Genomic DNA, 26,249 nt, shown 5'->3' with positions numbered 1-26,249 from the left:
CGCATCCGATCCGGTTTACTTCGCCGGATACTTGATCTTCATTTCCTTGAGCAGGTTGTCGGCATGGTCGACTTCCTTCATCACCCACAGCATGTAGCGGATGTCGACGTGGATCGCCCGCGTGATCGCGCTGTCGAAGTACCAGTCCTTGGTGATCGATTCATAGGTCGAATCGAAGTTCAGGCCAACCAGCTCGCCGCGCTTGTTCATTACGGCCGAACCGGAATTGCCGCCGGTGGTGTCTGCGCTCGACAGGAAGTTGACCGGCACGGTGCCCAGTACCGGATCCTTGAACACGCCGAAGCGCTGCTCCTTGACCGCGGCCAGCAGGTTCTGCGGCGCGATGAACGGATCGGCGCCGGTGTGCTTCTCGACGATGCCCTGCACCGTCGTGAACGGACCTTTGACCATGCCGTCGCGCGGCGAGTATGGCGCCACGGTGCCGTAGGTGACGCGCAGCGTGGAGTTTGCGTCCGGGTAGACTGGCTTGCCCTGCGATTTCTTCCATGCGATCACCGACGACATGTACTGCGGGATCACCCGTTCGAGGTTGCCGTCGATTTCCTTGCGGCGGTTCTCGATCGACATCGCGACGTCATGCATCTTCACGGCCAGCTGGATAAACGCGTCATCCGAGGCCTTGAATGCGGCCGGGTCCTTGCTCATCCACGCGAGGCGCTGGGCAGTGTCGCCCAACTGGGTCTGCTTGTAGAGCGCGCTCACCGATGCTGGCGCCGGCAGCAGCGTGTCCAGGCCTTGCGGGTGGGTGTTGGCGGCCAGCTTGCTGTAGCGCTGCAGCGACGCGGTGAAGCGCGCTTCATCGACCGCCGGCACGAACGACTGCTCCAGGCGGGTCAGGCGCGCCTTGATGAACGACAGGTCGCGTTCCTGGTAGCCGCTTTCGCGCTGGGCGTTCGGCTTCTGCTGTTCCAGCGCCAGGCGGTACAGCGTGCGCGCGCTTTTCAACAGGTCGCCGTTGGCGGCGACCGAATACGCGAACTCTTCTTCCGACAGCGCCATATCGGCGGCGATCACCGCGTCCAGGTCCGCCAGCAGCGTCTTGGAAGCGCCCATCTGGTTGGCCGGCTGGTTGAACCAGGCGCGGAATTCGGCATCCTGCACGTCCTTGATGGCGGCGATGTCCTTGCGCGCGAAGCCGTCCAGCAGGCCCTGGGTTTTCTTCAGTACGTTGTTGATGCCCTTGACGACGCTGGCGTAGCGCACGTCGAACTGTGCGTTGCCCTTGGTGGCGGCAGCGATGACGGCCAGGTCGGCCTGCATGTCGGACACGCGCAGCGGGAAGCTGGCGTCGCGCGCGAAGCGGATTTCGGCAGGCAGCTTGTAGCGGCTGGTGCGGCCAGGGTAGCCGGCCAGCAGGATCGGGTCGCCGTTCTTCAGGCCTTCTGCCGAGACGACCAGGAAGTCCTTCGACTTGTACGGCACATTGTCCGGCGACGGGTCGGCCGGGCGGCCGTCCTTGCCGACATAGGCGCGCAGGAACGAGAAGTCGCCGGTCTGGCGCGGCCACTCGTAGTTGTCGACGTCGCCGCCGAAGTCGCCGACCATGTCGGACGGCGCGTACACCAGGCGCACGTCGCGGATCATCAGCTGGCGGATGCGGTAGTACTCGAGGCCGCGGTGGAAGCTCGGCACAGAGCAGCGGTAGGCTTTGTCGGTTTCGCATTCGGCGATCAGCGCCTTGACGCGGCTGTCGACGGCTTCATTGCGCTCGCGGCCGGACATCGCCGGCGCCAGCCCCTTGAGCACGCGGTCGGTCACGTTCTCGACCTTGTCGGTCACATACACCAGCGTGTTCGGGCCGCCCGGCAGTTCTTCGGCGCGGGTCTTGGCGAGGAAGCCGTTGACGATGTAGTTCTTTTCCGGGGTCGCATTGCGCTGGATCGCACCATAGGCGCAGTGGTGGTTGGTGACGACCAGGCCGTCCGGCGACACGAACGACGCCGAGCAGCCGCCCAGCGAGACGATCGCGCTCATCGGGTGCTTGGTCAGGTCGGTCAGTTTTTCAGCCGGGATGGTGATGCCGATGCGCTTGAGTTCGGATTTGAGCTGCGGCAGCTGGTGCGGCTGCCACTGGCCTTCGTCTGCGTGCGCGGCGGCGAAGACGCCGAGCAGGACGACAGGCAATGCGATGGATTTGAACAAGATATACCCCAGTTATAGAAAGCAAGCGGGGAGTATATCGCTGTTGCAATTGGCTGGAAACGATTTTGTGCACCGGTCAATACCGCCGTATTGACACGGCTCACGCCTTTGCCGGCGTCTTTTTTTCCTTCGGTTTGCGCTTCGGCGCCAGCATCGTGCCGGTGCAGCCGGGCGCACCGCAGTTGCAGGCGAACTGGCGCTTGACCGCCGCCGTGTGACGTTCTTCGTAAACCAGCGCGTAGTTGTAATTCAGCTCTTCGCCGTGCTCAATGTCGCGCAGCGCGTAGATGAAGACCTTGCCATCGTCTTCCTGCGCCTCGCAGTTCGGCTCGCACGCATGGTTGATGAAGCGCGCGTCGTTGCCGTCGCTGCCACCGTCGATGACGCGGCCGTCGGCCAGCGAGAAGAAGAAGGTGTGGTTGACCGGGCCGTGCGCCTGCTCGGCGCGCAGGTTGGCCTCATCCCAGTCGATGCGTTCGCCCTTGTACTCGTCGATCAGCTCTCCCTCGCGGATATTCCGGCGCGCGAACACGCCGTTGCCGTGGATGCTGGAGCGTCGCACGATGTAAGGGAGGCTGGCGGCGCGCGCGGCGCCTGCTGGTGCGGTATTCGTGGTCATCTGCGATCGAAAAAGTGGTTGGAGCTGCCTGATATGCATTACACCACATTGGCAGCCATAACACACACGGTTCGCTTTTGAACTTGTATGATTGGCGGCGCAACGCCAAATTCCATTTCGCCGACGCCCACCGCCCCGAAGGACACCGCATGAACCGACCGCACCGCATCGCCACTTCACTCCTGCTGCTGATGATCGCAGCCGGCGCGGGGGCCGCTCCCGCCCCGGCCCAGCCTTCCACCCATGTTCCGGCAGCCTTCTCCGACAGCGGTCGCGCCGCCCGCGTTGCGGCCCTGCTCCCGGAAATCGACAAGATGTATGCCGACCTCGCGGCGGCACAGCATCTCCCGGGGCTGGTGTACGGCGTCGTCATGGACGGCAAGCTGGTGCATGTACGCTCGATCGGCCACGCCAACATCGAACGCAAGATCGCCGCCAGCGCCGCCACCCCGTTCCGCATCGCCTCGATGACGAAGAGCTTCGCCGCCATGGCGGCGCTGCACCTGCGCGACGCCGGCAAGCTGCGGCTGGACGACCCGGTCGCCAATTTCCTGCCCGAGCTGAAAGGCGTGCGCCTGCCGACGGCCGACTCGCCCGTGCTGACGGTGCGCCATCTGATGACGATGAGTACCGGCCTGCCCGAAGATAATCCGTGGGGCGACCGCCAGATGGCCGTCGATAACAAGGCATTGGCGGAGCTTGTCGCCGGCGGCCTGTCGTTCTCGAATGCGCCGGGTGTCAGTTTCGAGTACAGCAACCTGGGCTACATCCTGCTCGGGAAAATCGTCACCAATGTGTCCGGCATGCGCTTCCAGGACTACATCACCAAACACATCCTGCGCCCGCTGGGCATGAACGACACCGTGTGGGAATACGCCGATGTCCCGCGCGACAAGTTCGCATTGGGCTACCTGTGGGATCGCGGCGGCTGGCTCGCCGAACCGGTGCTGCATGACGGCGATGGCGCCGCGATGGGCGGCCTGATCACGACGATGGACGATTTCGCCCGCTACGTGGCGTTCCACCTCGACGCATGGCCCGCCCGCGACGGCGCCGATAACGGGCCGCTGCGGCGCGCAACGGTACGCGAGATGCACCAGCCGCAGGTGTTTGCCTCGTTCGCGCCAAAGGCTCTGCTGAGCGATGATAAGACAGCCAATCCGCGCGTCGGATTTTACGGCTACGGGCTGACCTGGTCGCGCGACAGCCAGGACGTGGTCACTGTCGGCCATTCGGGCGGCTTGCCGGGTTATGGCAGCCAGTACCGGTTCGCGCCCGACCATGGCATCGGCGTGATCGCATTCACCAACCTTCGCTATGGCCCGGTGTACAACCCGACGTCAAAGGTGCTGGCACTGCTGATCGAAAAGGCCCGGCTGCAGGCCCGTACGATCCTGCCGTCGCCGGTGCTGCTGGCGCGCCACCAGCAGGTGGCGCAGCTGATCCAGTCGTGGGACGAGACTCTGGGAACGACAATCGCCGCCGAGAACTTCTTCATGGACCGCTCGCGCGAGGACTGGATCGCCGAGGCGCGCAAGCAGCTGGCACCGATCGGAAAGATCCGTTCGATTGGACCAGTCAAACCTGAAAACCAGCTGCGCGGCCGCTTCGACGTCGTCGGCGAGAACGGCACCCGGGAGGTCTTTTTCACGCTGACGCCCGAGCGCGAACCGAAGCTGCAGCAGCTTCACGTCATGGAGCCGAAAAAGCACTGATCGCGGTCGGGCCAGCGACGCTACCGTCAGCCGCGTTCGCCCGGCGCTTTGCCAAGCCCGGCGCCGCCGACACCTTCGTCGATTGCGTTTCCGGAGCCCAGGCCTGGACTGCCGGCTGGCCGTGCGCCCGGGTCGAGGCCCGGAACGGGATCGCGCCCGGCGACCTTGTCCTCGTCGCCTGGTTTGACCTTGTCGGGCATGTGGCTTGGAATTGGCGGCTGCATGTTGTGGCGGTCCGGATCCTGTTCGTTCATGTCGATCTCCTCGCGTTGCTTGACATCCTCCCCGCCCTAAAGGACGGGGATTCCTACGGCGCCGCGCGATGATCTGCGGGTCGCTTCGGCGGGGTCCTGCTTCACCGAGCGGCCTGACTGCGCCGACTCTCCACAGGCTAAAACGCGATGTCCTCGCGCTAAAACATTGATCGCACCGACCACGTCGGCGTGATTTTCGTAGCCACAATCGACGCACAGAAATGTCGCCCGAGTTTGCCGATTGTCTTTCGATACATGGCCGCAGCACGGGCACGTCTGGCTTGTGTGGTGCGGCGGCACGGCCAGCAGAATACCGCCGTTCCACGCCACTTTGTAGCCAAGCTGCCGCCTGAATTCTCCCCAGCCCTGATCGAAGATGGCGCGGTTCAGGCCGCTTTTCTGGCTCACCTTCTTGCCAGGTTGTTCGACCGTGCCTTTGGAAGACCTGGACATGCTCCGTACCTGCAAATCCTCAATGCATACGAGCGCGTGGTTTTGGCAGATCGTCGTTGTGGTCTTGTGCAGGAAGTCTTTGCGGGCGTTGGCGATGCTGGTGTGAATCTTCTGGACGCGGGCCTTCGCCTTCTTCCAGTTGTTGCTGAACCTGACCTTACGGCTCATGCGCCGCTGGTAGCGGGCCAGGCGCTGCTGGTGTTTCTTGAAGCTGTTGACCGGCGCGATGAAGCTCGCGTCGCTCATGGTGGCGAACCGGGCAATGCCAACATCGATACCGATGGCCGTCGTTACCTTGGGCAAGGGCTGTTCGACCTCTCGTTGCGTCTGGATCGACGCGAACCACTTGCCGCCGCACTGGCTGACGGTGACGTTGCGGACTTCGCCCAGCACGTCCCGGCTGTTGCGATAGCGCAGCCAGCCGAGTTTGGGCAGGAAGATGCGACCGTTGAACCGGTCGAGCTTGATCTGTTTCGGATCCGGGTAGCGGAAACGGTCGCCGCCGCCTTTGCGTTTGAAGTTGGGAAAGTCTGCGCGTTTCTCGAAGAAATTCTTGTATGCCTTCTCCAAGTCTTTTAGCGCTTGTTGCAGCGGATGACACGGCGCATCTTTGAGCCACGGTGTGTCGATGCCATTGCGCCAGCCGGTGAGCGCTTTGCATAGGCCAGCGAATCCGATGAACTTGTTGCCCGCCGCGTGATTCTCCTTTTGCCTCGCCAGCGCCTTGTTGTAGACGAAACGGCACGACCCGGCGAATCGGCGCATATCGCGCGCCTGCTCGCCATTTGGCATCAGTTCGTATTTGAAGGCTTGTAGACGTTGCATGCTTAGCACACCTGGTCAACTGAAGAAACCATCCTATCCGCGCTGGTCCCGCCAGTCGGTTAGATGGCGAACGCCGGGCGCTATTTCCCGGCCTTCCAGCCGCCGCCGATCGACTGGATGAGCGCCACCGCCGTGGCCTGGCGGTCAGCCTGGACCTGGACCAGTGCGCGCCGCGCCGACAACGCACTGGCCTGCGCGAGCACCACTTCGGAATAACCGACCTGCCCTGCCTTGTAGCGGTTGAGCATCTGGGCCTCGACCTGGTCGGCCGCGTCCGAGGCCTGCTTGCGCAGCACCTGCTGGCTAGCCAGGATGCGCGCCGCGGCAAGCTGGTTCTCGACGTCGCCGAACGCTTCGAGCACGGTCTGCCGGTAGCGCGCCACCGTTACCTGGTGCTGCGCCCCGGCCCCGGCCACGCTGGCGCGCGTGGCGCCCGCGTTGAAGATGCTCTGCGCCGCCGACAGCCCGAACGACCACAGCGCGTTCGATACGCTGAACAAATCCGACACCTTGCTCCCGCCCGTGCCGTACGAGCCGCTCAACCCGATGCTCGGGTAGTAGGCCGAGCGCGCAATGCCGATCTGTTCGTTCGCCGCGGCGACGCGCCGCTCCGCCGCCGCGATATCCGGACGGCGTTCCAGCAGCGTCGACGGCAGGCCGACAGGAATGTCGGGCACGGCGCCGGTCCACGGCGCGGCGGCCAGGCCGGAGCCGGATGGGGCCTTGCCAACCAGGATGGCGATCGCGTTCTCGAACTGGGCGCGCTGCCGCGCTATCGTCAGCTGGTCGCCCTGGGCGTTGGCCAGCTGGGTCTGGGCCTGCAGCACGTCGGACTTGGCGACGATGCCCGCGTCGAAGCGGTTCTGGGTGATTTTCAGGACCCGCTGGTAGCCGTCGATGGTGGTGGCCAGCAGCGCCAGCTGGGCGTCCGCTTCGCGCACCAGGAAGTAATTGATCGCGACCTCGCCCTGCGCCGACAGCCGTGCTGCCGCCAGGTCGGCGGCGCTGGCCTCTGCGCCGGCACTGGCCGCGTTGACGCTGGCGCGCAGCCGTCCCCAGATGTCCGGCTCCCAGCTGCCGCCGATGCTGAGGCGGTAGCTGCCCTGGGTGTCGACGCTCTTGCCGCCGGAACGGTCGGCGGACATGTTCAATCCCACTTCCGGGAACAGCGAGGCGCGCTGCTCCTGCACCAGCGCGCGTGCCTGCGCGTACGAGGCCACGGCTGCCGCCACGTTCTGGTTCGATACTTCGACCTGGCTGGCCAGTTCGTTCAGTATCGGGTCGCTGAACAGTGTCCACCACGAGCCCCGCTCCAGCGTGTCTGCCGGTGCGGCGGGCGCCCACCCCGGGGCTTCCTTGAAGGCGGCAGGCTCCGGCGTGGATGGGCGTTGGTACGCGGGTCCTGCTGCGCAACCGCCGAGCAGGATGGCCGCGACGGCGATGGCATGGAGTCGGATGAAGGGAATGGCTGTCATGCGTTATCTCACGGTAGGGTTGACGTGGCGGCCAAGCTGGCGCTCCGCGGGACTACGGCGGCGCAGTTTGTCGAGCACGATGTAGACGACCGGCGTGGTCAGGAGCGTCAACAGTTGGCTGGCGATCAGGCCGCCGATGATGGCGACGCCGAGCGGCCGGCGCAGTTCCGAGCCCTCGCCGAAGCCGATCGCCAGCGGCAGTGCGCCCAGCGCAGCCGCCAGTGTCGTCATCAGGATCGGCCGGAAGCGCAGCAGGCAGGCTTCGCGCACCGCCTCCATCGGCGACAGTCCGCGCGAGCGCTCCGCCTCAAGCGCGAAGTCGATGATCATGATGGCGTTCTTCTTGACGATGCCGATGAGGAGGAAGACGCCGATCAGCGCGATGATCGAGAACTCCATGTCGAACAGCAGCAACGCCAGCACCGCCCCTACCCCCGCCGACGGCAGCGTCGACAACACGGTAATCGGGTGCACCAGGCTTTCGTACAGGATGCCCAGCACGATGTAGATGACGACGATGGCCGCGAGGATCAGCATCGGCTGCTCCTTGTTCGATTCCTGCGCCGCGCGCGCGGCGCCTTCGAAACTGCCCCTGACGTTGGTCGGCATGCCGATGTCGGCCTCGGCCTGGCGCACCGCCGCCTGCCCGTCCTGCATGTTGCTGCCCTCGGCCAGGTTGTACGACACGGTGGTGGCCAGTTCGCCATCCTGGTGGTTGACCGAGGTCGGGGTCGAGCTTTCGGCAAACGTGGCGATGGCCGGCAGCGGCACCATCGTCGTGGCCGTTCCTGCAAGGGCTTGCCCGGTCGATGGATCGCGTGTGGCGCCGGGTGCTGCCGTTTCCGTGGTGGTGCCGGCGGCGCTGCGGCCAGGTACATGGACGTCGCCCAGCGCCTGCGGCGACTGCGCATAACGCTGGGCGACGCCCATGATCACCTTGTACTGGTTGAGCTCATCGTAGATCGTGGCGACCTGGCGCTGGCCGAAGCCGTTGTACAGCGCGTTGTTGACGTCGCGCGAGCTGATGCCCAGCCGCGCGGCGCTGTCCTTGTCGACCGTCACGTACATTTCGACGCCGTTCTCATCGAGGTCGGTATCGATGTCGGTCAGCGCCCGCTGGCGCTTCATCGACTCGGCCAGCGTCCCGGCCCACAACTTCAGGTCGGCCTGGTTGTCGCTCTTGAGCGTGTACTGGTAGGTGGAACTGCTCTGGCGACCGCCCATGCGCAAGTCCTGCACCGTATTGAGGAACATCGACACGCCCGTCACCTGCGCCAGCTGCGGACGCAAGCGGGCGATCACGGCCTGCCCGCCTTCGCTGCGTTCCGACACCGGCTTCAGGTTGATGAACATGAAACCGCCCCCTGCCCGCGCACCGCCGGTGAAACCGACTACCGTTTCCACCGCCGGATCGGCGCGGATGATGTCTACCAGCCGGCGCAGCTTTTCCTGCATCGCCTGGAACGAAATGCTCTGGTCGGCGCGGATGCCGCCGTTGATCTGGCCGGTATCCTGCTGCGGGAAGAAGCCCTTCGGCACGGCGCTGAACAGATAGACGTTCAGCCCGATAACGAACACCAGGATGAACATCACCAGCCCGAGGCTGTGCAGCGCCCAGTCGAGCGAATGTTCGTAGGTCCTGAGCACGCGTTCAAAGCCCCGTTCCGCCCAGCGCGACAGGCGCCCCTGCGGACGTTCGATGCCGCCGGGCTTGAGCAGCCAGGCGCACATCATCGGCGTGGTGGTCAGCGAAATGACCAGCGAAATCATGACGGCGGCCGACAAAGTCACGGCAAACTCGCGGAACAGGCGCCCGACCTGCCCGCCCATGAACAGCAGCGGAATGAACACCGCGACCAGCGACAGGCTGATTGACAGCACGGTAAAGCCGACTTCGCGCGCGCCCAGCAGCGCCGCCTTCATGCGGTCCATGCCCTGGTCGATGTGGCGCGCGGTGTTCTCGAGCACCACGATGGCGTCGTCGACGACGAAACCGGTGGCCACAGTCAGCGCCATGAGACTCAGGTTGTTCAGGCTGAAGCCCAGCATGTACATCACGCCGAAGGTGCCGAGCAGCGACACCACGGTCGCCACCGCCGGGATGATGGTCGCACGGACGCTGCGCAGGAACACGCTGACGACCAGCACCACCAGCAGGATCGACATCATCAGCGTGAATTCGATTTCGTGCAGCGAGGCGCGGATCGAATTGGTACGGTCCGACGCCACCTGCAGCTTGATATCGGACGGCAGCTGCGCCTGCAGCGCGGGCAGCAAGGCGCGCACGCCGTCGACGGTTTCGATCACATTGGCGTCGGGCTGGCGCGTGACCAGGACGATGACGGCAGGCGCGCCGTTGAACAGGCCAAGGGTATTGACGTTCTCGACGCCGTCGATCACTTCGGCCACGTCGGACAGGCGGATCGCGGCGCCGTCGCGCCACGCCACCACCAGGTCGCGGTAATCGGCGGCGCTGCGCCCCCCGCTGGCGCCCGCTGCCTGCGAATAGATCTGCAGGCGCCGCTCGCTCACCTCGATGTCGCCCTTGGGCCGGGCCGGGTTGTTGGCCTGGATCGCGGCGCGGATGTTTTCGCTGGAGACGCCGTACTTGTTGAGCGCGTAAGGCAGCAATTCGACCCGCACCGCCGGCAGCGAGCCGCCGCCGATCTCGACCTCGCCGACGCCCTTCACCTGCGCCAGTTTCTGCTGCACGATGTTGGACACCGACTCGTAGATCTGGCCCGGCGATTTGGTGGGCGACGTCAGCGCCAGGATGATGACCGGGGCATCCGATGGATTGGCCTTGCGGTAGGTCGGGTTGCTGCGCAATGTCGAAGGCAGGTCGGCGCGCGCCGCGTTGATCGCGGCCTGTACCTCGCGCGCGGCGGCGTCGATCTTGCGGTTCAGGTCAAACTGCAGGCTGACGCGGGTCGACCCGTTGCGGCTTGACGAGGTCATCTCGTTGACGCCGGAAATCACGCCAAGCCGGCGTTCGAGCGGCGTGGCCACGCTGGATGCCATGGTGTCCGGGCTGGCGCCGGGCAGCGACGCGCTGACCGAGATGGTCGGGTAATCGACCTGCGGCAGCGGCGACACCGGCAGCACGAAGAAAGCGCCGATGCCCGCCAGCGCGATGCCGAGGGTCAGCAGCACCGTCGCAATCGGCCTGCGGACGAATGGTTCGGACAGGTTCACGGCGCAGCCTCGCCGGGTGTTGCGCCGGTGCGGCGGCTCCAGCGCCGTTCAAGGCGGTCGAAGCCAAGATAGATTACCGGCGTCGTGTACAGCGTCAGCACCTGGCTGACGATCAGGCCGCCGAAAATGGCCAGGCCCAGTGGCCGGCGCAGTTCCGCGCCCTCGCCCCAGCCCAGCATCAGCGGCACCGCGGCAAACAAAGCCGCCAGCGTCGTCATCAAAATGGGCCGGAAGCGCAGCAGCGCGGCCTGGTGGATCGCCTCGCGCGGCGCCATGCCCTGTTCGCGCTCGGCTTCGATGGCGAAGTCGATCATCATGATCGCGTTCTTCTTGACGATGCCGATCAGGAGGATGATGCCGATAATGCCGATCACGCCCAGCCCCTGCCCGCTGACCATCAGCGCCAGCAGCGCGCCCACGCCGGCCGACGGCAGCGTCGACAGGATCGTCAGCGGGTGGATATAGCTTTCGTATAGCACGCCGAGCACGATGTAGACGCACACCACCGCGGCGAGGATCAGCCACAGCTGGCTGGTCAGCGACGCCTGGTAGGCGCCGGCGGCGCCGATGAAGGTCATGCTGACCGATGGCGGCAGCTTGATGTCGGCGGCGGCCGCGCGAATGGCATCGACCGCCTCGCCCAGCTGCACGCCGGGCGCAGTGTCGAAGCCGACCGTCGTGGCGGGATATTGCGCCACGTGGGTAATCTGCAGCGGCGCCGGACGCTCGGTGATGGTGGCAACCGCCGACAACGGCGTGCTCTGGCCCGAGCCGGTTCGCAGCTGCAGCCTGCCCAGCGCTTCGAGCGACATCGCCGTATCCTTTTGCGCTTCGAGGATCACGCGGTACTGGTTGGTCTCGGTGAAGATGGTCGACACGATGCGCTGGCCATACGCGCTGTACAGCGCATCGTCGATGGAAGCGGCCGTGATCGACAGGCGCGAGGCGGTGTCGCGGTCGATGTCGACGTAGGCGGCGGCGCCGGTCGCGCCGGAATCCGTGACGGGATTGCGCACCTGTTCCACCTGACGCATGCGCTGCACCAGCTTGTTGGCCCACTCGGTAACGATGGCGCCGTTGGCCCCTTCGATCGACAGCCGGTACTGGGTTGGCCCGGTTTCAGCGTCGATGGTCAGGTCCTGGGTCGGCTGCACATACAGCCGCGCTCCCGGCACCTCGGCCACGCGCTGGCGCAGCCGCTCCATCGTTTCGGCCTGGCCGCCCGAGCGCGAGTCCTTCATGTTGATCAGCATGCGGCCGGTATGCAGCATGGTGTTGTTGGCCGCATCGACGCCGACGTTGGAGCTGAGCGATTCGACGTCCGGATCTGCCAGGATCGCTTTCGCGGCGGCCTGCTGCAGCGTCGCCATGCGGTCGTACGCGATGTCCTGGCGCGCCTCCACCCGCGCCTGCAGCTGGCCGGTGTCCTGGGTCGGGAACAGTCCCTTCGGGATCATCACGTACATCACGACGGTCAGCACCAGCGTACCCAGCGCCACCAGCAAGGTGATGCCCTGGCGCGCCAGCACCCAGTTCAGCGAACTGTCGTAACGATTGACCACCGAATCGAAGAAGGCCTGGGTACGCCGGGCGAGCCGGCCTGGCTTTTCGTCGGCATGGCTGCGCAGCCAGCGCGCCGACATCATCGGCACCAGGGTCAGCGACACCACCCCGGAAATCAGGATGGTGATCGCCAGCGTCACCGCGAACTCGCGGAACAGCCGGCCCACCACGTCGCCCATGAACAGCAGCGGGATCAGCACGGCGATCAGCGATACCGTGAGCGAGATGATCGTGAAGCCGATCTGCGAGGCGCCCTTGATCGCCGCCGCCATCGGGGTTTCGCCCTTCTCGATATAGCGCGAGATATTCTCGATCATGACGATCGCATCGTCGACCACGAAGCCGGTGGCGATGGTCAGCGCCATCAGGCTCAGGTTGTTCAGGCTGTAGCCGAGCAGGTACATCGCGCCGAAGGTGCCGATCAGCGAGATCGGCACCGCCAGGCTGGCGATGACGGTGGCGCGCAGGCTATGCAGGAAGGCGAAGATCACCAGCACCACCAGCAGCACCGCCAGCAGCAGCTCGAATTCGACGTGCAGGACGGAGGCGCGGATGCCGGTGGTGCGGTCGGTCAGCACGTCCAGCTTGAGCGCTGGCGGCAGGCCAGCCTGCAGTTCGGGCAGGCGTTCGCGGATCGCGTCGACGGTGGCGATCACGTTGGCGCCCGGCTGGCGCTGCACGTTCAGGATGATGGCGGGCTTGAGGCCCGACCACGCGCCCAGCTTGACGTTCTCGGCGCTGTCGACGACCGTGGCGACATCCTCGAGCCGCACCGGGGCGCCATTGCGGTAGGCGACGATCAGGTTCTTGTAGCCTTCGACCTCGAGCAGCTGGTCGTTGGCGTTGATCGCGTACGAGCGCGTGGGGCCGTCGAAATTACCCTTGGCGCTGTTGGCGTTGGCGGCACCGATGGCAGTGCGCAGCGTGTCGAGCCCGAGGCCGTAGGACGCCAGCGCGGCGGTGTCGGCCTGGATGCGCACCGCCGGACGCTGGCCGCCGCTGAGGGTGACCTGGCCGACGCCGGAGACCTGGCTGATTTTCAGCGCGAGCCGGGTGTTGACCAGGTTCTGGACTTCGGTCAGCGGCACGGTGTCGGAGGTGATCGCCAGCGTCAGCACCGGCGCATCGGCCGGATTGACCTTGGCGTACACCGGCGGCGCCGGCAGGTCGGCCGGCAGCAGCGAACTGCCCGCGTTGATCGCCGCCTGCACTTCCTGCTCGGCGACGTCGAGTGTCTGGCCAAGGCCGAACTGCAAGGTCACGATCGACACGCCGGAAGCGCTGGTGGAAGTCATGCGCTGCAGGCCGGACATCTGGCCGAACTGGCGCTCCAGCGGCGCGGTGACGGTGCGCGACATGACTTCCGGGCTGGCGCCCGGGTACAAAGTCTGCACCTGGATGGTCGGGAAGTCGACCTGCGGCAGCGCGGACAGCGGCAGGAAGCGGAAGCCGACCAGGCCGGCCAGCACGATGGCCAGCATCAGCAGCGCCGTGGCGACCGGACGCGCGATGAATGGGCCGGACGGGTTCATTACGTCCCCTGCCGCTGGCGCCGCCCGCGCTCGCCGCCGCCTGCGCCGGCTGGCTTATCGCCAGGCAGCGTTACCTTCGCGCCGTCCTGCAGCCGGTCGGCGCCCTCGGTAATCACCTGGTCGCCCGCCTTCAGGCCGGTGCCGATTTGTACCTTGTCCACGGTGGCCTGCCCGCGCACCACCTTGCGCACGGCGACCGTGCGCTCGGCAGGATTCAGCAGGTAGACAAAGTCGCCGTCGGAGCCGTGGCGCAGCGCCGTCACCGGCACCATCACCGCATCCTTGATGGTGCGTAGTTCGAGGCGCAGGTTGACGAACTGGCTCGGGAACAGCGACTGCTTCGCGTTCTCGAAGCGCGCCTTGGCGCGCACCGTGCCGGTCTGGGTATCGACCTGGTTGTCCAGCGCGGCGAATTTGCCGGTGCCGAGCGCCTTGCTGCGGGTGCGGTCGAGCGCCGTCGCGGGCAAGGACGCGCCGCTGGCGATGCGTTCCTGCAGCGCCGGCACCTGGTCCTGCGGCACCGCGAACTCGACGTCGATCGGCGACAGCTGGGTGATGACGGCGATGCCGTTGGCGTCCGAACTGCCGACCAGGTTGCCCATGTCGACGACGCGCAGGCCGACCCGGCCCGTGATCGGCGCCTTTACCTTGGTATAGCTGAGGTTGAGCCGGGCCACGCCTTCAGCCGCGCGGTCGGTCATTACCGTGCCTACAAGCTGCTTGACCAGCGCGGCCTGGGTGTCGACCTCCTGGCGCGCGATCGAATCCTGCGACAGCAAGGTGCGGAAGCGGTCGAGCGTGACGCGGGCGCTTTCCAGCTGCGCCTCGTTGCGCTGGCGCGTTCCACTCGCCTGCAGCAGGGCCATTTCGAACGAGCGCGGGTCGATCGTCGCCATCACCTGCCCGGCCTTGACCAGTTGCCCTTCCGTGAAATGAATTGTCTGGAGGATGCCCGATACCTGCGGGCGCACCGTGGCCGTCGCGGCGGCGGTCACCGTGCCGAGTGCGTCAAGCACGACAGGGATGTCCGCGACCTCCGCGGTCGCCACGCCGACTGTGGTGGCCGGCGCGCCGCGTCCTCGCCGGCCGCCCGGACGCCCGCCCGCGCCAGCACCTGGGCTGGCTGATGCTCCCGCGGCAGCCGGGCCTCCTGCGGCGCGGGCCGCGCTATCGTCAGGACGGGTCAGGTACCAGGCCAATACGGCCAGGGCGATCATCGCCAGCACCGCAATCGCGCTGCCAATCAGCTTTTTACGGCGGCTGGCGGCAGGCGCCGGCGGCGTATTCAGGGGAGGAAAAACAGGTGGTTCCATGCTGGTCCTTGTCGGGCGGTCGGTCACGGAAAGAAGTGATGTGATTTTCGCCAGACTCTAGCATGTAGCCGCAAATTCCTATGTTTCGGAGCGCACATAGAAGGCGTCAATACAGGCGTGGACGATACAAAGCCCGCGCCGCGCACACACGAAAACGGCGGCCATTGCGGCCGCCGTACAGGGGATCCGGCTCGACGGCAGCGCCTGGGCTGCCGTACAAGCCGTTACAAACCCGCTACAAGAATCACGGTGTCCCGCACAGGCAATGCGTGACCGCCGAAAACGGCTTGCGCCCCTCGGTCAGGTCGGCCAGCCACGCCATGTCGCGCGCGGCCTCCGCCACGGCGCCGTTGGGGAAGCCGACCGGAGTCAGGCCCAGCTTGACCTCGATGTTGACTGCCTGCGCCGCCGAAGCCCCGAACATCTGCAGGACGCGCTCGAAGCGCGAGCTGTCCTGCTCGATGTAGGCGACGCGGTAGTCGCCGGTCAGCCTGGCGCGGGTTGCGGCCGACTTGATCGCGTCGCCGTAGCTGCCCAGCGAATCGACCAGCCCGCGTTCCTTGGCCTGCTGGCCGGTCCATACCCTGCCCTGCCCGACTTCGTCGATCTTCGCCGGCGTGGTTTTACGCGCCAGCGCGGCCTTGGTGGTGAACTCGCTGTAGATATGGTTGATGCTGCTCTGGACCAGCTGCCCGAAGCGCGGGTCGAGCGGACGCAGTGGGTTGTAGGCGTCGGCCAGCCAGGTGGTGCGCACGCCGGCGGTGTGGATGCCCAGCTTGTCGACCACTTTCTCGACGGTCGGCAGGATGGCGAACACGCCGATCGAACCGGTGATGGTGGTCGGGTCGGCGATCACCTCGTCGGCCGCCATCGAGATCCAGTAGCCGCCCGATGCAGCCACGCTGCCCATCGAAACGACCACCGGCTTGCCGGCTGCGCGGGTCAGCTCGAGCTCGCGCCGGATCAGCTCCGAACCGTAGGCGCTGCCGCCTGGCGAATCGACCCGCAGCACGATGGCCTTGATCTGGTCATCCTCGCGGGCGCGGCGCACCAGGTTGGCGGTCGACATGCCGCCGATCGCGCCCGGACTGGCGTTGCCGTCGGTGATTTCGCCGGAAGCGACGATCACGCCGACGCCGTCGCCGAACAGTTTCGGGCGCTGGCGCGCCAGGTATTCACCGAACGACACCTGGCGGAAGCTCTTGTTCTCGAGGTCAGGCACGCCGCGCTTCATCATCAGGTCGCGCACTTCGTCGCGGGTCTTGAGGGCGTCGACCATTTTGGTCTGCAGCGCCAGCTTGCCGGTATTGCCTTCAACCTGCTGCATCAGTTCCGGCAGCGCCTCAATGGTTTTCGCGATGGCGCCAGCCGGCAGCTTGCGGTTCTTCTCGACGCTGTTGGTGTAGCTGGCCCACAGCGCGTTGTACAGCACCGCGTCCTGCTCGGCGGCCGCCTCGGACGGGCCGTTGCCGATGAACGGCTCGGCGAAGCTCTTGTAGGTACCGACCTTCATCAGGTTGACGGTGACGCCGACCTTGTCGAGCGCGTCGCGGTAGTAGTTGCGGTAGCGGCCCATGCCTTCGATCAGGACCATGCCCATCGGGTGCAGGTAGACTTCGGTCGCGTGCGAAGCGATGCGGTACTGGCGCTGGTCGTAGCTGCCGCCCCATGCGATTACCGGCTTGCCGGCCGCCTTGACCCGGTCGACCGCCTGGCCCACTTCATTAAGCATGGCCTGGCCGCCGCCTTCGAGGTCGTCGAGCAGCAGTACCACGCTGCTGATATTCGGATCCTTCGCTGCGGAGTCGAGCACCAGCAGCACATCGCGCACCTGCACGGTGCGGCGCACGTCGCCGCGCGCGTTGGCCAGCAGCGCGTCGCGCAGCGTGCCGCTGTGCTGCTCGACCAGCCGGCCCTTCAGGTCGAGCACCAGCGCCGTCGTGTTCCCGATCGGCCTGGCGCCGCCGAAGAACACCAGCCACACTACGAAAATCACCACCAGCAGGAACAGCAGGTTGAAGAAGGTGCGGCGGGTGGCGTCGAGCGTACTCCAGAACATGCCGAAACCGCGGCGCAGGTAGTACAGGGGCTTGAAAGACATCGATACTCCAGCTGTTGAAATTTGCGTTGAACCCGGCCTTCACTTTACGTGAAAACCGGGTGCCGTTGTCAAAAACGTTACGCAGCAACCGCAGCCGGATCGCGCCGTTCCCGGCTGGAAATCCCGTACAAACCGGCAAACACCAATATGCCATTGATCATCAGCAGTTCAAGTCCGAGGCGGTAAGTTCCGAGCAGGTATGCCTGATTAAACTCAACAAGTCCGCAAAGGATCGGGGCGCCGATGGTGATCGCCGGCACCCAGCGGTCGTTCAGGCGGCGCGTGGTCAGCAGGCCGAAGGCGAACAGGCCGAGCAGCGGGCCATATGTATAGCTGGCCAGTTTCAGGATCACGACGATCATGCTCGGGCTGTCAGCCCACTTGAAGCCCATCACCAGCAGCAGGAACAGGAAGGCGAAGCCGAGGTGGACGCGCTGGCGCCATTTCACCTTGTCCGCCTCCGACAAGTCGTCGCGGCGCTTCAGGCCCAGCAGGTCGATGCAGAAGCTCGAGGTCAGCGCGGTGATGGCGCCGTCGGCGCTCGGGAACAGCGCCGACACCAGCGCCACCAGGAAGATGATCTGCACCGCGGCAGGCAGGTGGCCCATGACGACCGCCGAGAAGATCTTGTCGCCGGTCGCGGTGACGCCCGCCAGCGGTGCGTACAGGTAGAGCAGGCCGCCGAGGAACAGGAACAGCGACAGCACGATGACCAGGATCAGGGTAAGGCTCAGCAGGTTCTTCTGCGAGTCCTTCAGGGTCTTCACCGAAATCGTCTTTTGCATCATCTCCTGGTCCATGCCGGTCATGGTCAGCACGATGAAGGCGCCGGCGACGATCTGCTTGAGGAAGAAGTTGGGGCTGTCGACGTCGGTGGTGAAGATGGTGGACAGGCCGCGCGCATCCATGGCGGCCAGGCTCTGGCCGACGGTCATGTCGAGCTGGGTCAGCAGGTAGACCACGCAGGCGACCAGGCCGATCAGCATGCAGCTGGTCTGCAGCGTGTCAGTCCAGACGATGGTCTTGACGCCGCCTTCGTAGGTGTACATCAGGATCATGCCGAGAATCACCAGGGTGGTCAGCCAGAATGGCACCCCCAGGCTGTCGAGGATGATCGCCTGCAGGATATTGACGACCAAATACAGGCGCGCAGTGGCGCCCAGCAGGCGCGACAGGATGAAGAACGACGCGCCGCTCTGGTAGGCGCGGCGGCCGAGGCGCACGTCGAGGTAGTGGTAGATCGAGGTCAGCTTGAGGCGGTAGTACAGCGGCAGCAGGATGAAGGCGACGGCGATATAGCCGATCACGTAGCCGATCAGGATCTGGCCATAGCCAAAGGCGTCGAGGCCGACGTTGCCCGGCACGCTGATGAAGGTGGCGCCGGACAGGGTGGTACCGACCATGCCGAACGCGACCAGCATCCAGTTGCTGCTCTTGTTACCGATGTAGAAGGAATCGTTGTTGGCGTTACGGGAAGTGGCCCAGGCCACGCCCATCAGCAGCGCGAAATACGCTATCAAAATAACGAAAAGTAAAACCGGTGACATAGCTGGTCCAGTGCAAAGTGACGATGAGTTCGCCAGCAATATACACCGATACCGCGGGGCAGACGAGCCTTACGGGAGGGGCCGCTGCACCAAGTCGATACGCCAATTACCTGGGCGTCTTGGGGGATAACTTTGGGGAATGGGCATCAACGTCGACGCTAAATCACGTCCCCTTCCCCATCACCCGCTGGAACGGTCCGATACAGGTCTCCATCGACTCCGTCGCGCACATTAAAAACAAGGCTCCCGACGGATGGAAACGGATGAAATTGGTCGCACTCGTGCCGACCTTCATCACCTGCCCCATGCAATCCTCCTTGCCGTTGTCCTTCACGATGGTATCGACCAGCCTGTAAAAGCCCTTCTCGCTGGGTTCGGCCGGAATGTGGAATTCACTTTCCGACACCTCCGCCGCGCTGGTGACCAGGGTCGTGCCGTCGCCCCTGAACCGGTAGGTTTCAGAGCAGCTGCCATCAGGCAGCGTGAGCCGCCAGATGCCGAGGATGGGATGGTTTGGCGCGGGCGCCGGCGGAGCCGCGAGCGCGAGTGGACCCATGAGGGAGAGGGACAACAGCAATCCGGTAAGCATGCGCATGGTGAACTCCTTCACACAATGGTTGGGGCCCGGACAACTGGTTAGACACAGGGACTGGACCTCAGTTTGCACCATTTCAGCAAATCGCACCGTATGCTTGTGCGCAGCCGGTTTGCAAAGTGGCGTAGCGGGGAGGAGCGCGAAGTCAGCTCCAATGGGAAATGCCAAGAGCGACGCGTTCGAAGCGATACACAGTGCTGCTTCCGCGCTTTATGATGTGGGCGTCATCGACGAAATGACAATGCGGGAGTTCGATGCCGCGTGCCTACAAGCGTCAGATCGCCGTGAAGACGGGACGTAACATCCTCTGAGCGTTTCCACCCAGAGGACTTAATTCCAGATCAGCCGTTTTCCGGCGCTGCCTTCGGCTTTGCCGGACGGCGGCTGCGGGGAGCAGTCTTGCGCGCAGGTTTCGCTGGCTTGGTTTCCTCAGGCGCAGCATCGGCTGCCGCAGCATCGGCTGCCGCAGCATCGGCTGCCGCCACATCGGCTGCCGCCACAACCACAACCGGCGCTTCCGGCGCGGCCACTGCTGCCTCTGCCTTCTTCGCCGCGGCCTTGCGGGTGCGCGCTGGCTGGCGCGGTCGCTTCGCCGGAGCCGGAGCCGCTTCAGGCTCGGACTCCACCGCTACCGGTTCGGCTGCCTCAGCCGACGCTTCCGCGACGGCTTCGACCAGCTCTTCAGGAGCTTCAAACGCTTCAGCCGGCGTTTCCACCACTGGCGCAGGTTTGCGGCCACGGCCGCCGCGGCGGCGCGATTCCTTGGCCGGCATCGCTTCTTCGATCAGCTCGACCGCTTCCTGGGCGACCGATGCGTTCTCGGCAGCCGTCGCTGCGGCAGTCGCGGCGCTGCTGCGGTACACGTACGCGCCCGATTTCTCGTCACGGCCGAATTCCAGCATGCCGCGGTTCTGCGCTTCTTCCAGCAGGTTGCCGAAAGTGCGGAAGCCGTAGAAGGTTTCGTTGAAGTCCGGACGGCGGCGCTTCAGGGTATCTTTCAGCAGCGATGCCCAGATCTTGCCGCTGTCGCCGCGTTCGGAGACCAGCGCGTCGAACATCTCGACCACCAGCTCGATCGCCTGCGCCTTGCGGGCTTCGCTTTCTTCCTTGCGGCGGTTGCCTTCGTCAGGCGACTTGCCGCGGGCCACCGGCTGGGTCTTGCGCTCGTCGCGCTTGGCGGCGGCGCGGCGCACTTCGCGCACCAGGTCGTCGTAGAAAATGAATTCGTCGCAGTTCGCGACCAGCAGGTCCGAGGTCGACTGCTTGACGCCGACGCCAATCACCTTCTTGGCGTTCTCGCGCAGCTTGGACACCAGCGGCGAAAAGTCGGAGTCACCGCTGATGATGACGAAGGTGTCGACGTGGGATTTGGTGTAGCAGAGGTCGAGCGCGTCGACCACCAGGCGGATATCCGCCGAGTTCTTGCCGGACTGGCGCACATGCGGGATTTCGATCATCTCGAAGTTCGCTTCGTGCATGGCGCTCTTGAAGCCCTTGTAGCGGTCCCAGTCGCAGTATGCCTTCTTGACGACGATGCTGCCCTTGAGCAGCAGGCGTTCGAGCACCGGCTTGATGTCGAATTTTTCGTAGTTGGCGTCACGCACGCCGAGTGCGACGTTTTCGAAGTCGCAGAACACAGCCATGCTGATGTTGTCTGAGGATGAAGCCATATATATTGTTCTCTATGTTTATCGGGCAATGCCTGCGCGATTATACGCAACAACGCAGGAACCGGAGTTCATCACGGCACGCGCGTCTCGCGCCGGGCGCGCTCGATGTAGCGGGCGACGTCTTCCTGCAGCAGCAGGCCCTGGTCGCGCAGGCTGCGTGCGGACGCGGCCACCGCCTTGGCGTATTCGATCCGGCTCGGATAGCGCTGCGATATCGCGCGGCGCGGGTCGCCCGCCCGTGGCTGCGGTGCAAACGGCAGAGTCATGCCGGTGCCGCCGCACAGTTCCGCATCGCCGGCCCTGTTCGAGCGGCGCAGGTTCCAGCCAGTGTGCGTCGCCAGCGGAACCTCGATATCGGGCAGGCGAACGCCGGCGATGTCATGGCCGTCCACGTCGGTCATCGGCACGAACAGCTGGTAGCCCGGCATCCCGTTGACGCCGGCGGGAAAACCGATACCGGCGGCGCGCAGGTCGGGGAAGCCGGCCGCGTCCCGATCCGGCGCCGTCAGCATCGAGTCCGCGCGGCGCGGAAAACGGCTTGGCGGCGGCTCTTTCCCCGTGTGAATCCACGCCACCATCTGATCGAGAAGCGCGCGCACCAGCGGCGCCTGCCTCGCGGTGTTGCTGGGCTGGCGGCATTCGCCAGGAACCGTCCGGTCGGCGAACAGGTGCTGGGTCGATGACATCAGGTAGGCGCGCGCCCCGTGCGGCAGCGGGATGTCGTTACCGGCGCCGTCCGCAACAATCAGCGAGGCCTTCGCCGTCCAGAACTCGGCACTGCTATCGACATGCATCAGCTTCGGGCAGGTCCCATTGCGCTGGCACCGGGCGAAAATGCCGCCCGTATTGCCGCTCACCGGATCGGTCGTGACGGCATACGTAAACGGAAAATGCCCGCGCGCCCCGGCCACCAGCGGCATCGCCCCGTCGAAGACCTTGCCGCCGCCCGGTGCGGCGTTCAGCCCCTCCTCGATAAACCTGCGCAGCAGCTGGCCAGCGCCGCCCGCGCCGACCGCTATCGTCGTGGTGGCGCGGAGATCGGCCTTCAGGAACAAGGCGACGTCGTGCAGCAGGCGCGCATCGACGTGGTTCAGCTTCGAACCGATCCACGCCACGGTGTGCCCGCGCCGCATCGTGAAGCCGTTGCCGGCATCGTCGGCGCGCAGCATGCCCGGCCCGCCATCGTTGACCATGCGGCCGAGCTGCCTGCCCCAAGTCGCGTCGACTTCCACCAGCAGCACGCGCGACGACCTGGCCGGATCGCGTGGACGCAAAATATCGACTTCGACCGGGTAGGCATAATCACCATGCAGGCGCACGTGCGCGATACCGGAAACCGCCTCGTACTCACCTGCCCCGTCGAAGACCGTGCCGCCGAACGCCGGGGCGCGGGTCTTGATCTCAAACCGTTCGACCCTGCGCGTGCCATCGCCCACGCCGGTCGCGCAGGACGCGAACAACGGCAGCAGGACGGCGATAAGCAGCCAGCGCATGCGCATCATGCTTTCAGGCGCGACAAGGTGTTCGCGTCGGGTTGGCCATCAAAGTATTGGTCGAGGCATTCGCGGAACACCGCCTCACCGGGCGCCGCCTGCGCAAACAGCGTCAGCGACGAGTGGAACTTGACGTCGTCGGGGTAGCCGAAGATATCTGAAGCGGAGCCCGCATCGCTCGCCGCCATCACCTGGCAGCATTCACGCAAGCGCGGTCCAAGCACCGGATGCGCGAGATAAGCCGCCGCCTCGTCGAGGGACGCGATCGCGTAATGCTGCGCCATCTCGCTGTGTCCAAGCCCTGCAACCTGCGGAAAGATGAACCACATCCAGTGGCTGCGCTTGCGCCCCGCGCGCAGTTCACCGAGCGCGGCCTCGTAGACCGGGGCCTGCGCGCGTTCGAAACGCTCGAGCTTAAAACCTGCCTGCATGACTGCCTCCTGCAAAATAGCCTCCATCATGCACCAAAACAAACGGCCAGGGTATCGCTACCCTGGCCGTTTGTTTGCGGGCTAAGTCGCTTACTTGGCCGTGACGGTAAAGTCGCCGAACTGCTTGAGCTGCGGAGCGACGGCTGCATCGTCGCCTACCACCACAATCGACTGCGTCTCAGGGGCAAAGTATTTCTTGCCCATGTCGCGCACCTGCTCAGGCGTGACCTTCTGGATCGCCGGCACAAACTCGCCGAGGAACTCGGACGGCAGGCCGACCAGCCAGTTGTTGGCCAGCGTCGATGCAACCGCTCGCTGCAGCTGGTTGGTGATCAAGTAGGTGCCTGCGACGTAACGCTTGTTCATGCTCATTTCGTCGGCTGGAACCAGGTCGCCGCCAAGCCGGCGGTACTCGCTGAAGTACTCGGTCAGCGACGCGCCGGTCACTTCATTGCGCACGTCGGCGCCGCCGACGATGCCGCCGCCGTTGCGCATGGTGCGCGCGCCGGCCGAGGCGCCATAGGTGTAGCCCTTCTCTTCACGCAGGTTGGTATTCACACGGCTCGAGAAGCCGCCGCCCAGGATGGTGCTGGCAAGGCGCAGCGGCACGTAGTCGGCCGAGCTGGCCGGAATGCCAGGTGCGCCGAGGCGCAGGGTCGACTGCACGCTGCCGTCGCGCTGCAGCACGAGGCGCACCGGCTTGGCCGCTGCGGTGAATGGCGCGATTGCCGGACCGGCCTCGCCCTGCCCCTTCCAGTCGCCGAACGCCGCCTGCGCGAACTTCATCGCGTCAGCCTGCGAAATGCGCCCGGTGATCACCAGCAGGCTGCGCTCCGGACGGAAGCGTTTTGCGTGTTCGGCGCGCAGCAGTTCTTCGGTGGTGCTGGTGATGGCCTCGGCGGTTTCGGTGGTGTTCCCGTACGGGTGGTCGCCATAGATCGCCTTGCTGATCGCACGCTCGGCGCGGAAGCGCGGCGTGGTCTCGGAGACGCGCAGCGCCTGCAGCGCGTTGGCCTTGGCCAGCTCGACTTCCTTGGTCGGGAACGATGGCATGCGCGCCACTTCGGCCAGCAGGTTCATCATTGGACCGGCGTTCGACGTCACCGCATTGGCGAGCACGGTGATGCCGTCGTTGCCCGGGCTGGCGGCGACCGAGCCGCCGTAGCCCTGCGCCAGTTCGGCGATCGCGCGCGAGTCGCGTTTGGTGGTGCCTTCGTTGAGCAGGCCCGCGAGCAGCTTGGCGAAGCCTGGATGGTTCTTGTCGTCGGCGGCCAGGCCCGAGTCGCGCACGGCCAGCACGTAGTCGACGCGCGGCAGTCCCTTGCGCGGCACGACCCAGACTTCAAGTCCGTTCGACAGCACCTTCTTGGCGATCTGCGGCGCCGGTATGGTTTTCTCCTTGCCGAAAGGCGGCAAGGTATTGGCAGCCGTGGTGTCGGCGCCGGCCGCGAAAGCCGAAGGCGCGAACATCAGGGAAATGGTCAATGCCAGCATCAGTTTTTTCATTGATGCTCTCCTTTATGATTTGGCGCCGGCAGGCGCTGGTGCTGCGGCTGGCGCCGGTGCAGCTGGCTTGGCGGCGGCAACCGGCTTGCGGTCGATGGTGGTGCGGTTTTCGCGGGTCAGGTAGTTTTTGGCGACGCGCTGCAGGTCGGCCGAGGTGACGCCTTCGATCCACGACGGGATCTTGTTGACCACGTTGGCGTCGCCCCACAGCGTCTGCAGCTTGGCCAGCTTGTCGGCACGGTTGATGAAGCTTTCGAGCGAGTCGTTCCAGTCGGCCAGCATGCGCGTCTTGACGCGCTTGAGGGTCGCGGCATCGACGCCGTTCTTGACGACCTTGGCGATTTCCTCGTCCATCGCAGTCAGCATGGCGTCCGCGTTGGTGGTTGGCTTGTACACGAAGAACACGGTGTACAGCGTCGGGCCGTCGTATTCCCATGGGCTGGTCAGGCCGTACAGCGCGTCGACGTTCAGCGCCAGCTCGCGGCCCTTGACGATACCCTGGTAGAACAGCGACGCGTCGCTGCCGGCCAGCAGTTCACCCAGCACGGCCATCGGCGCCTGGTCCTTGCTACCGCGGTCAGGCATCTTCCATGCGGTGGCGATCGCCGGCACCTGCGCCAGCGTGTCGCTTTGCTCGACGCGCTTTTCGGCGGTGTTCAGCGGCTCGGTGAAGTCGCCTGGCTTCGGGGTCGGACGCTTGGCGATATCGCCGAAATACTTCTTGGCCAGCGCGAAGCCCTGGGCCGGCGTCACGTCGCCCGCGATCGACAGCACCGCGTTGTTCGGACCGTAGTAATCGCGGTGGAAGTTGCGCACGTCCTCCAGGCTGGCGCCTTCGAGGTCCTGGAAGCTGCCGTAGCCGTCGTGGTTGTTCTCCCACTTCTGGAACGCGTGCTGGCCGATGTCGATCCACATGAAGCCGCCGTATGGCTGGTTCTTCACGTTGACGCGGATTTCTTCCTTGACGACGTCCTGCTGGTTCTTCAGCGTCTTCTCGTTGAAGTCGAGGGTCTTCATGCGGTCCGCTTCGAGCCACAGGATGGCGTCGAGCGCCGATACCGGCGCGGTCTCGATGTAATTGGTGAAGTCGGCGCGGGTCGAACCGTTGTTGTTGCCGCCGCCGCCAGTGATGGTCTTGTCGAAGACGCCCTTGAGTGCGTTCGGCGTCCCCTGGAACATCAGGTGTTCGAACAGGTGCGCGAAGCCGGTGCGGTTCTTCGGCTCGAGGCGCATGCCGACGTGGTACACCACGCTGACGCCGACGGTCGGCGAAGAGTGATCTTCGGAGACAATGACGGTCAGGCCGTTATCGAGTTTTTTGACGTTGACCGGGAGCTTCCAGCGGTCGGCTGTGGCGGCGACCGCCGACAGCGACAGCGAAAGGCCCGCCAGCAGGATGGGGATATGGCGAAAACGCATAGAAAACCTCATGGTGACGTTTGGCGAGGAACTACCGGCTACCGGATGGCACGAAGGTCATCCCGGCGAGGTATATTACCGTAGCGTTCCTACCAAGAATAGCTTTTGGTCATCTATATTTTTTCGACATACATATACATATATCCGAATGAAACCCGAGCACCTGTCATTGCTGCTGACGCGCGAAATGCCTTTTGGGAAGTACAAAGGGCGCGTGATCGCCGACCTGCCCGCCCACTACCTGGGCTGGTTTTCGCGCGAAGGCTTTCCCAAGGGCGAACTGGGTGAGCTGCTCGAACTGATGTACGAGCTGGACCACAACGACCTGAAGGGATTGCTCGACCCGCTGCGCGGGCGCCGCTGACGAGAGCGCGGCCCAG

Annotated in this window: 18 protein-coding genes and 1 pseudogene; 3 read left to right on the top strand and 16 right to left on the bottom strand. The window is 65.1% G+C overall.

What is annotated here, in order from left to right; genetic code table 11:
- Nucleotides 1-15: 15 nt before the first annotated feature.
- The gene (locus tag HHL21_RS00880; protein WP_169463387.1) at nt 16-2,163 is read right to left on the bottom strand and encodes a S46 family peptidase; all 2,148 of its coding nucleotides are present in this window, start codon (nt 2,161-2,163) and stop codon (nt 16-18) included.
- Nucleotides 2,164-2,263: 100 nt separating this feature from the next.
- Nucleotides 2,264-2,782, bottom strand: a complete 519-nt coding sequence (locus HHL21_RS00875) for an SET domain-containing protein (protein ID WP_169463386.1) — start codon at nt 2,780-2,782, stop codon at nt 2,264-2,266.
- A gap of 149 nt (nt 2,783-2,931) precedes the next feature.
- Here HHL21_RS00875 and HHL21_RS00870 point away from each other — a divergent pair, with 149 nt between their 5' ends.
- On the top strand, nt 2,932-4,497 hold the full coding sequence (locus HHL21_RS00870; RefSeq protein WP_169463385.1) for a serine hydrolase domain-containing protein: 1,566 nt from the start codon (nt 2,932-2,934) through the stop codon (nt 4,495-4,497).
- Between the two features lie 26 nt (nt 4,498-4,523).
- On the opposite strand, the gene HHL21_RS00865 is transcribed toward HHL21_RS00870, so the two are convergent.
- From HHL21_RS00865 to HHL21_RS00825, 9 genes are all read right to left on the bottom strand, one after another.
- On the bottom strand, nt 4,524-4,751 hold the full coding sequence (locus HHL21_RS00865) for a hypothetical protein (protein WP_169463384.1): 228 nt from the start codon (nt 4,749-4,751) through the stop codon (nt 4,524-4,526).
- A 36-nt stretch (nt 4,752-4,787) separates the two neighbouring features.
- Entirely contained in the window at nt 4,788-6,029 is a 1,242-nt protein-coding gene (locus HHL21_RS00860; RefSeq protein WP_169463383.1) for an RNA-guided endonuclease InsQ/TnpB family protein, read from the bottom strand.
- Nucleotides 6,030-6,109: 80 nt separating this feature from the next.
- Nucleotides 6,110-7,504, bottom strand: a complete 1,395-nt coding sequence (locus HHL21_RS00855; RefSeq protein ID WP_169463382.1) for an efflux transporter outer membrane subunit — start codon at nt 7,502-7,504, stop codon at nt 6,110-6,112.
- A gap of 3 nt (nt 7,505-7,507) precedes the next feature.
- Nucleotides 7,508-10,699 carry an efflux RND transporter permease subunit gene (locus tag HHL21_RS00850; RefSeq protein ID WP_169463381.1) on the bottom strand — a complete coding sequence of 1,064 codons (3,192 nt, stop codon included), beginning with the start codon at nt 10,697-10,699 and terminating at the stop codon, nt 7,508-7,510.
- Entirely contained in the window at nt 10,696-13,794 is a 3,099-nt protein-coding gene (locus tag HHL21_RS00845; RefSeq protein WP_169463380.1) for an efflux RND transporter permease subunit, read from the bottom strand. Before HHL21_RS00845 ends, HHL21_RS00850 begins: the two co-directional genes overlap by 4 nt.
- Complete coding sequence (locus tag HHL21_RS00840) at nt 13,794-15,107, bottom strand: efflux RND transporter periplasmic adaptor subunit (protein ID WP_169463379.1); 1,314 nt, start codon at nt 15,105-15,107, stop codon at nt 13,794-13,796. Before HHL21_RS00840 ends, HHL21_RS00845 begins: the two co-directional genes overlap by 1 nt.
- Before the next feature lie 244 nt (nt 15,108-15,351).
- Complete coding sequence (gene sppA, locus HHL21_RS00835) at nt 15,352-17,208, bottom strand: signal peptide peptidase SppA (protein WP_169463378.1); 1,857 nt, start codon at nt 17,206-17,208, stop codon at nt 15,352-15,354.
- Nucleotides 17,209-17,285: 77 nt separating this feature from the next.
- A complete protein-coding gene (locus tag HHL21_RS00830; protein ID WP_169463377.1) occupies nt 17,286-18,755 on the bottom strand; it encodes a sodium:solute symporter in 1,470 nt (489 codons plus the stop codon).
- 163 nt (nt 18,756-18,918) lie between these two features.
- A complete protein-coding gene (locus HHL21_RS00825; RefSeq protein WP_169463376.1) occupies nt 18,919-19,350 on the bottom strand; it encodes a hypothetical protein in 432 nt (143 codons plus the stop codon).
- A 154-nt stretch (nt 19,351-19,504) separates the two neighbouring features.
- Here HHL21_RS00825 and HHL21_RS22085 point away from each other — a divergent pair.
- Nucleotides 19,505-19,627 (top strand): annotated as a pseudogene (locus tag HHL21_RS22085) (helix-turn-helix domain-containing protein); the annotation flags it as partial.
- A 64-nt stretch (nt 19,628-19,691) separates the two neighbouring features.
- On the opposite strand, the gene HHL21_RS00820 reads toward HHL21_RS22085, so the two are convergent.
- The 5 genes from HHL21_RS00820 to HHL21_RS00800 form a co-directional block, all read right to left on the bottom strand.
- Nucleotides 19,692-21,020 (bottom strand): NYN domain-containing protein, encoded by a 1,329-nt coding sequence (locus tag HHL21_RS00820; RefSeq protein ID WP_169463375.1) that lies wholly within the window; start codon nt 21,018-21,020, stop codon nt 19,692-19,694.
- Nucleotides 21,021-21,091: 71 nt separating this feature from the next.
- A complete protein-coding gene (locus HHL21_RS00815; protein ID WP_169463374.1) occupies nt 21,092-22,513 on the bottom strand; it encodes an alpha/beta hydrolase domain-containing protein in 1,422 nt (473 codons plus the stop codon).
- 5 nt (nt 22,514-22,518) lie between these two features.
- Nucleotides 22,519-22,944: a DUF1810 domain-containing protein gene (locus HHL21_RS00810; RefSeq protein WP_169463373.1), complete on the bottom strand. Its 426-nt coding sequence runs from the start codon at nt 22,942-22,944 to the stop codon at nt 22,519-22,521.
- A gap of 90 nt (nt 22,945-23,034) precedes the next feature.
- Complete coding sequence (locus HHL21_RS00805; protein WP_169463372.1) at nt 23,035-24,450, bottom strand: M16 family metallopeptidase; 1,416 nt, start codon at nt 24,448-24,450, stop codon at nt 23,035-23,037.
- Nucleotides 24,451-24,462: 12 nt separating this feature from the next.
- Nucleotides 24,463-25,869, bottom strand: coding sequence for a M16 family metallopeptidase (locus HHL21_RS00800; protein WP_169463371.1), 1,407 nt, complete (start codon nt 25,867-25,869; stop codon nt 24,463-24,465).
- A gap of 148 nt (nt 25,870-26,017) precedes the next feature.
- On the opposite strand from HHL21_RS00800, the gene HHL21_RS00795 reads away from it, so the two are divergent.
- Complete coding sequence (locus HHL21_RS00795) at nt 26,018-26,233, top strand: DUF3820 family protein (RefSeq protein ID WP_169463370.1); 216 nt, start codon at nt 26,018-26,020, stop codon at nt 26,231-26,233.
- The last annotated feature ends 16 nt before the right edge of the window (nt 26,234-26,249 follow it).

The sequence above is a fragment of the Massilia polaris genome (genome assembly GCF_012927275.1).
GTDB lineage: Bacteria > Pseudomonadota > Gammaproteobacteria > Burkholderiales > Burkholderiaceae_D > Telluria_A > Telluria_A polaris.
Note: the sequence above shows the minus strand (reverse complement) of the source record. Positions and strands in the feature narration are given on the sequence as shown.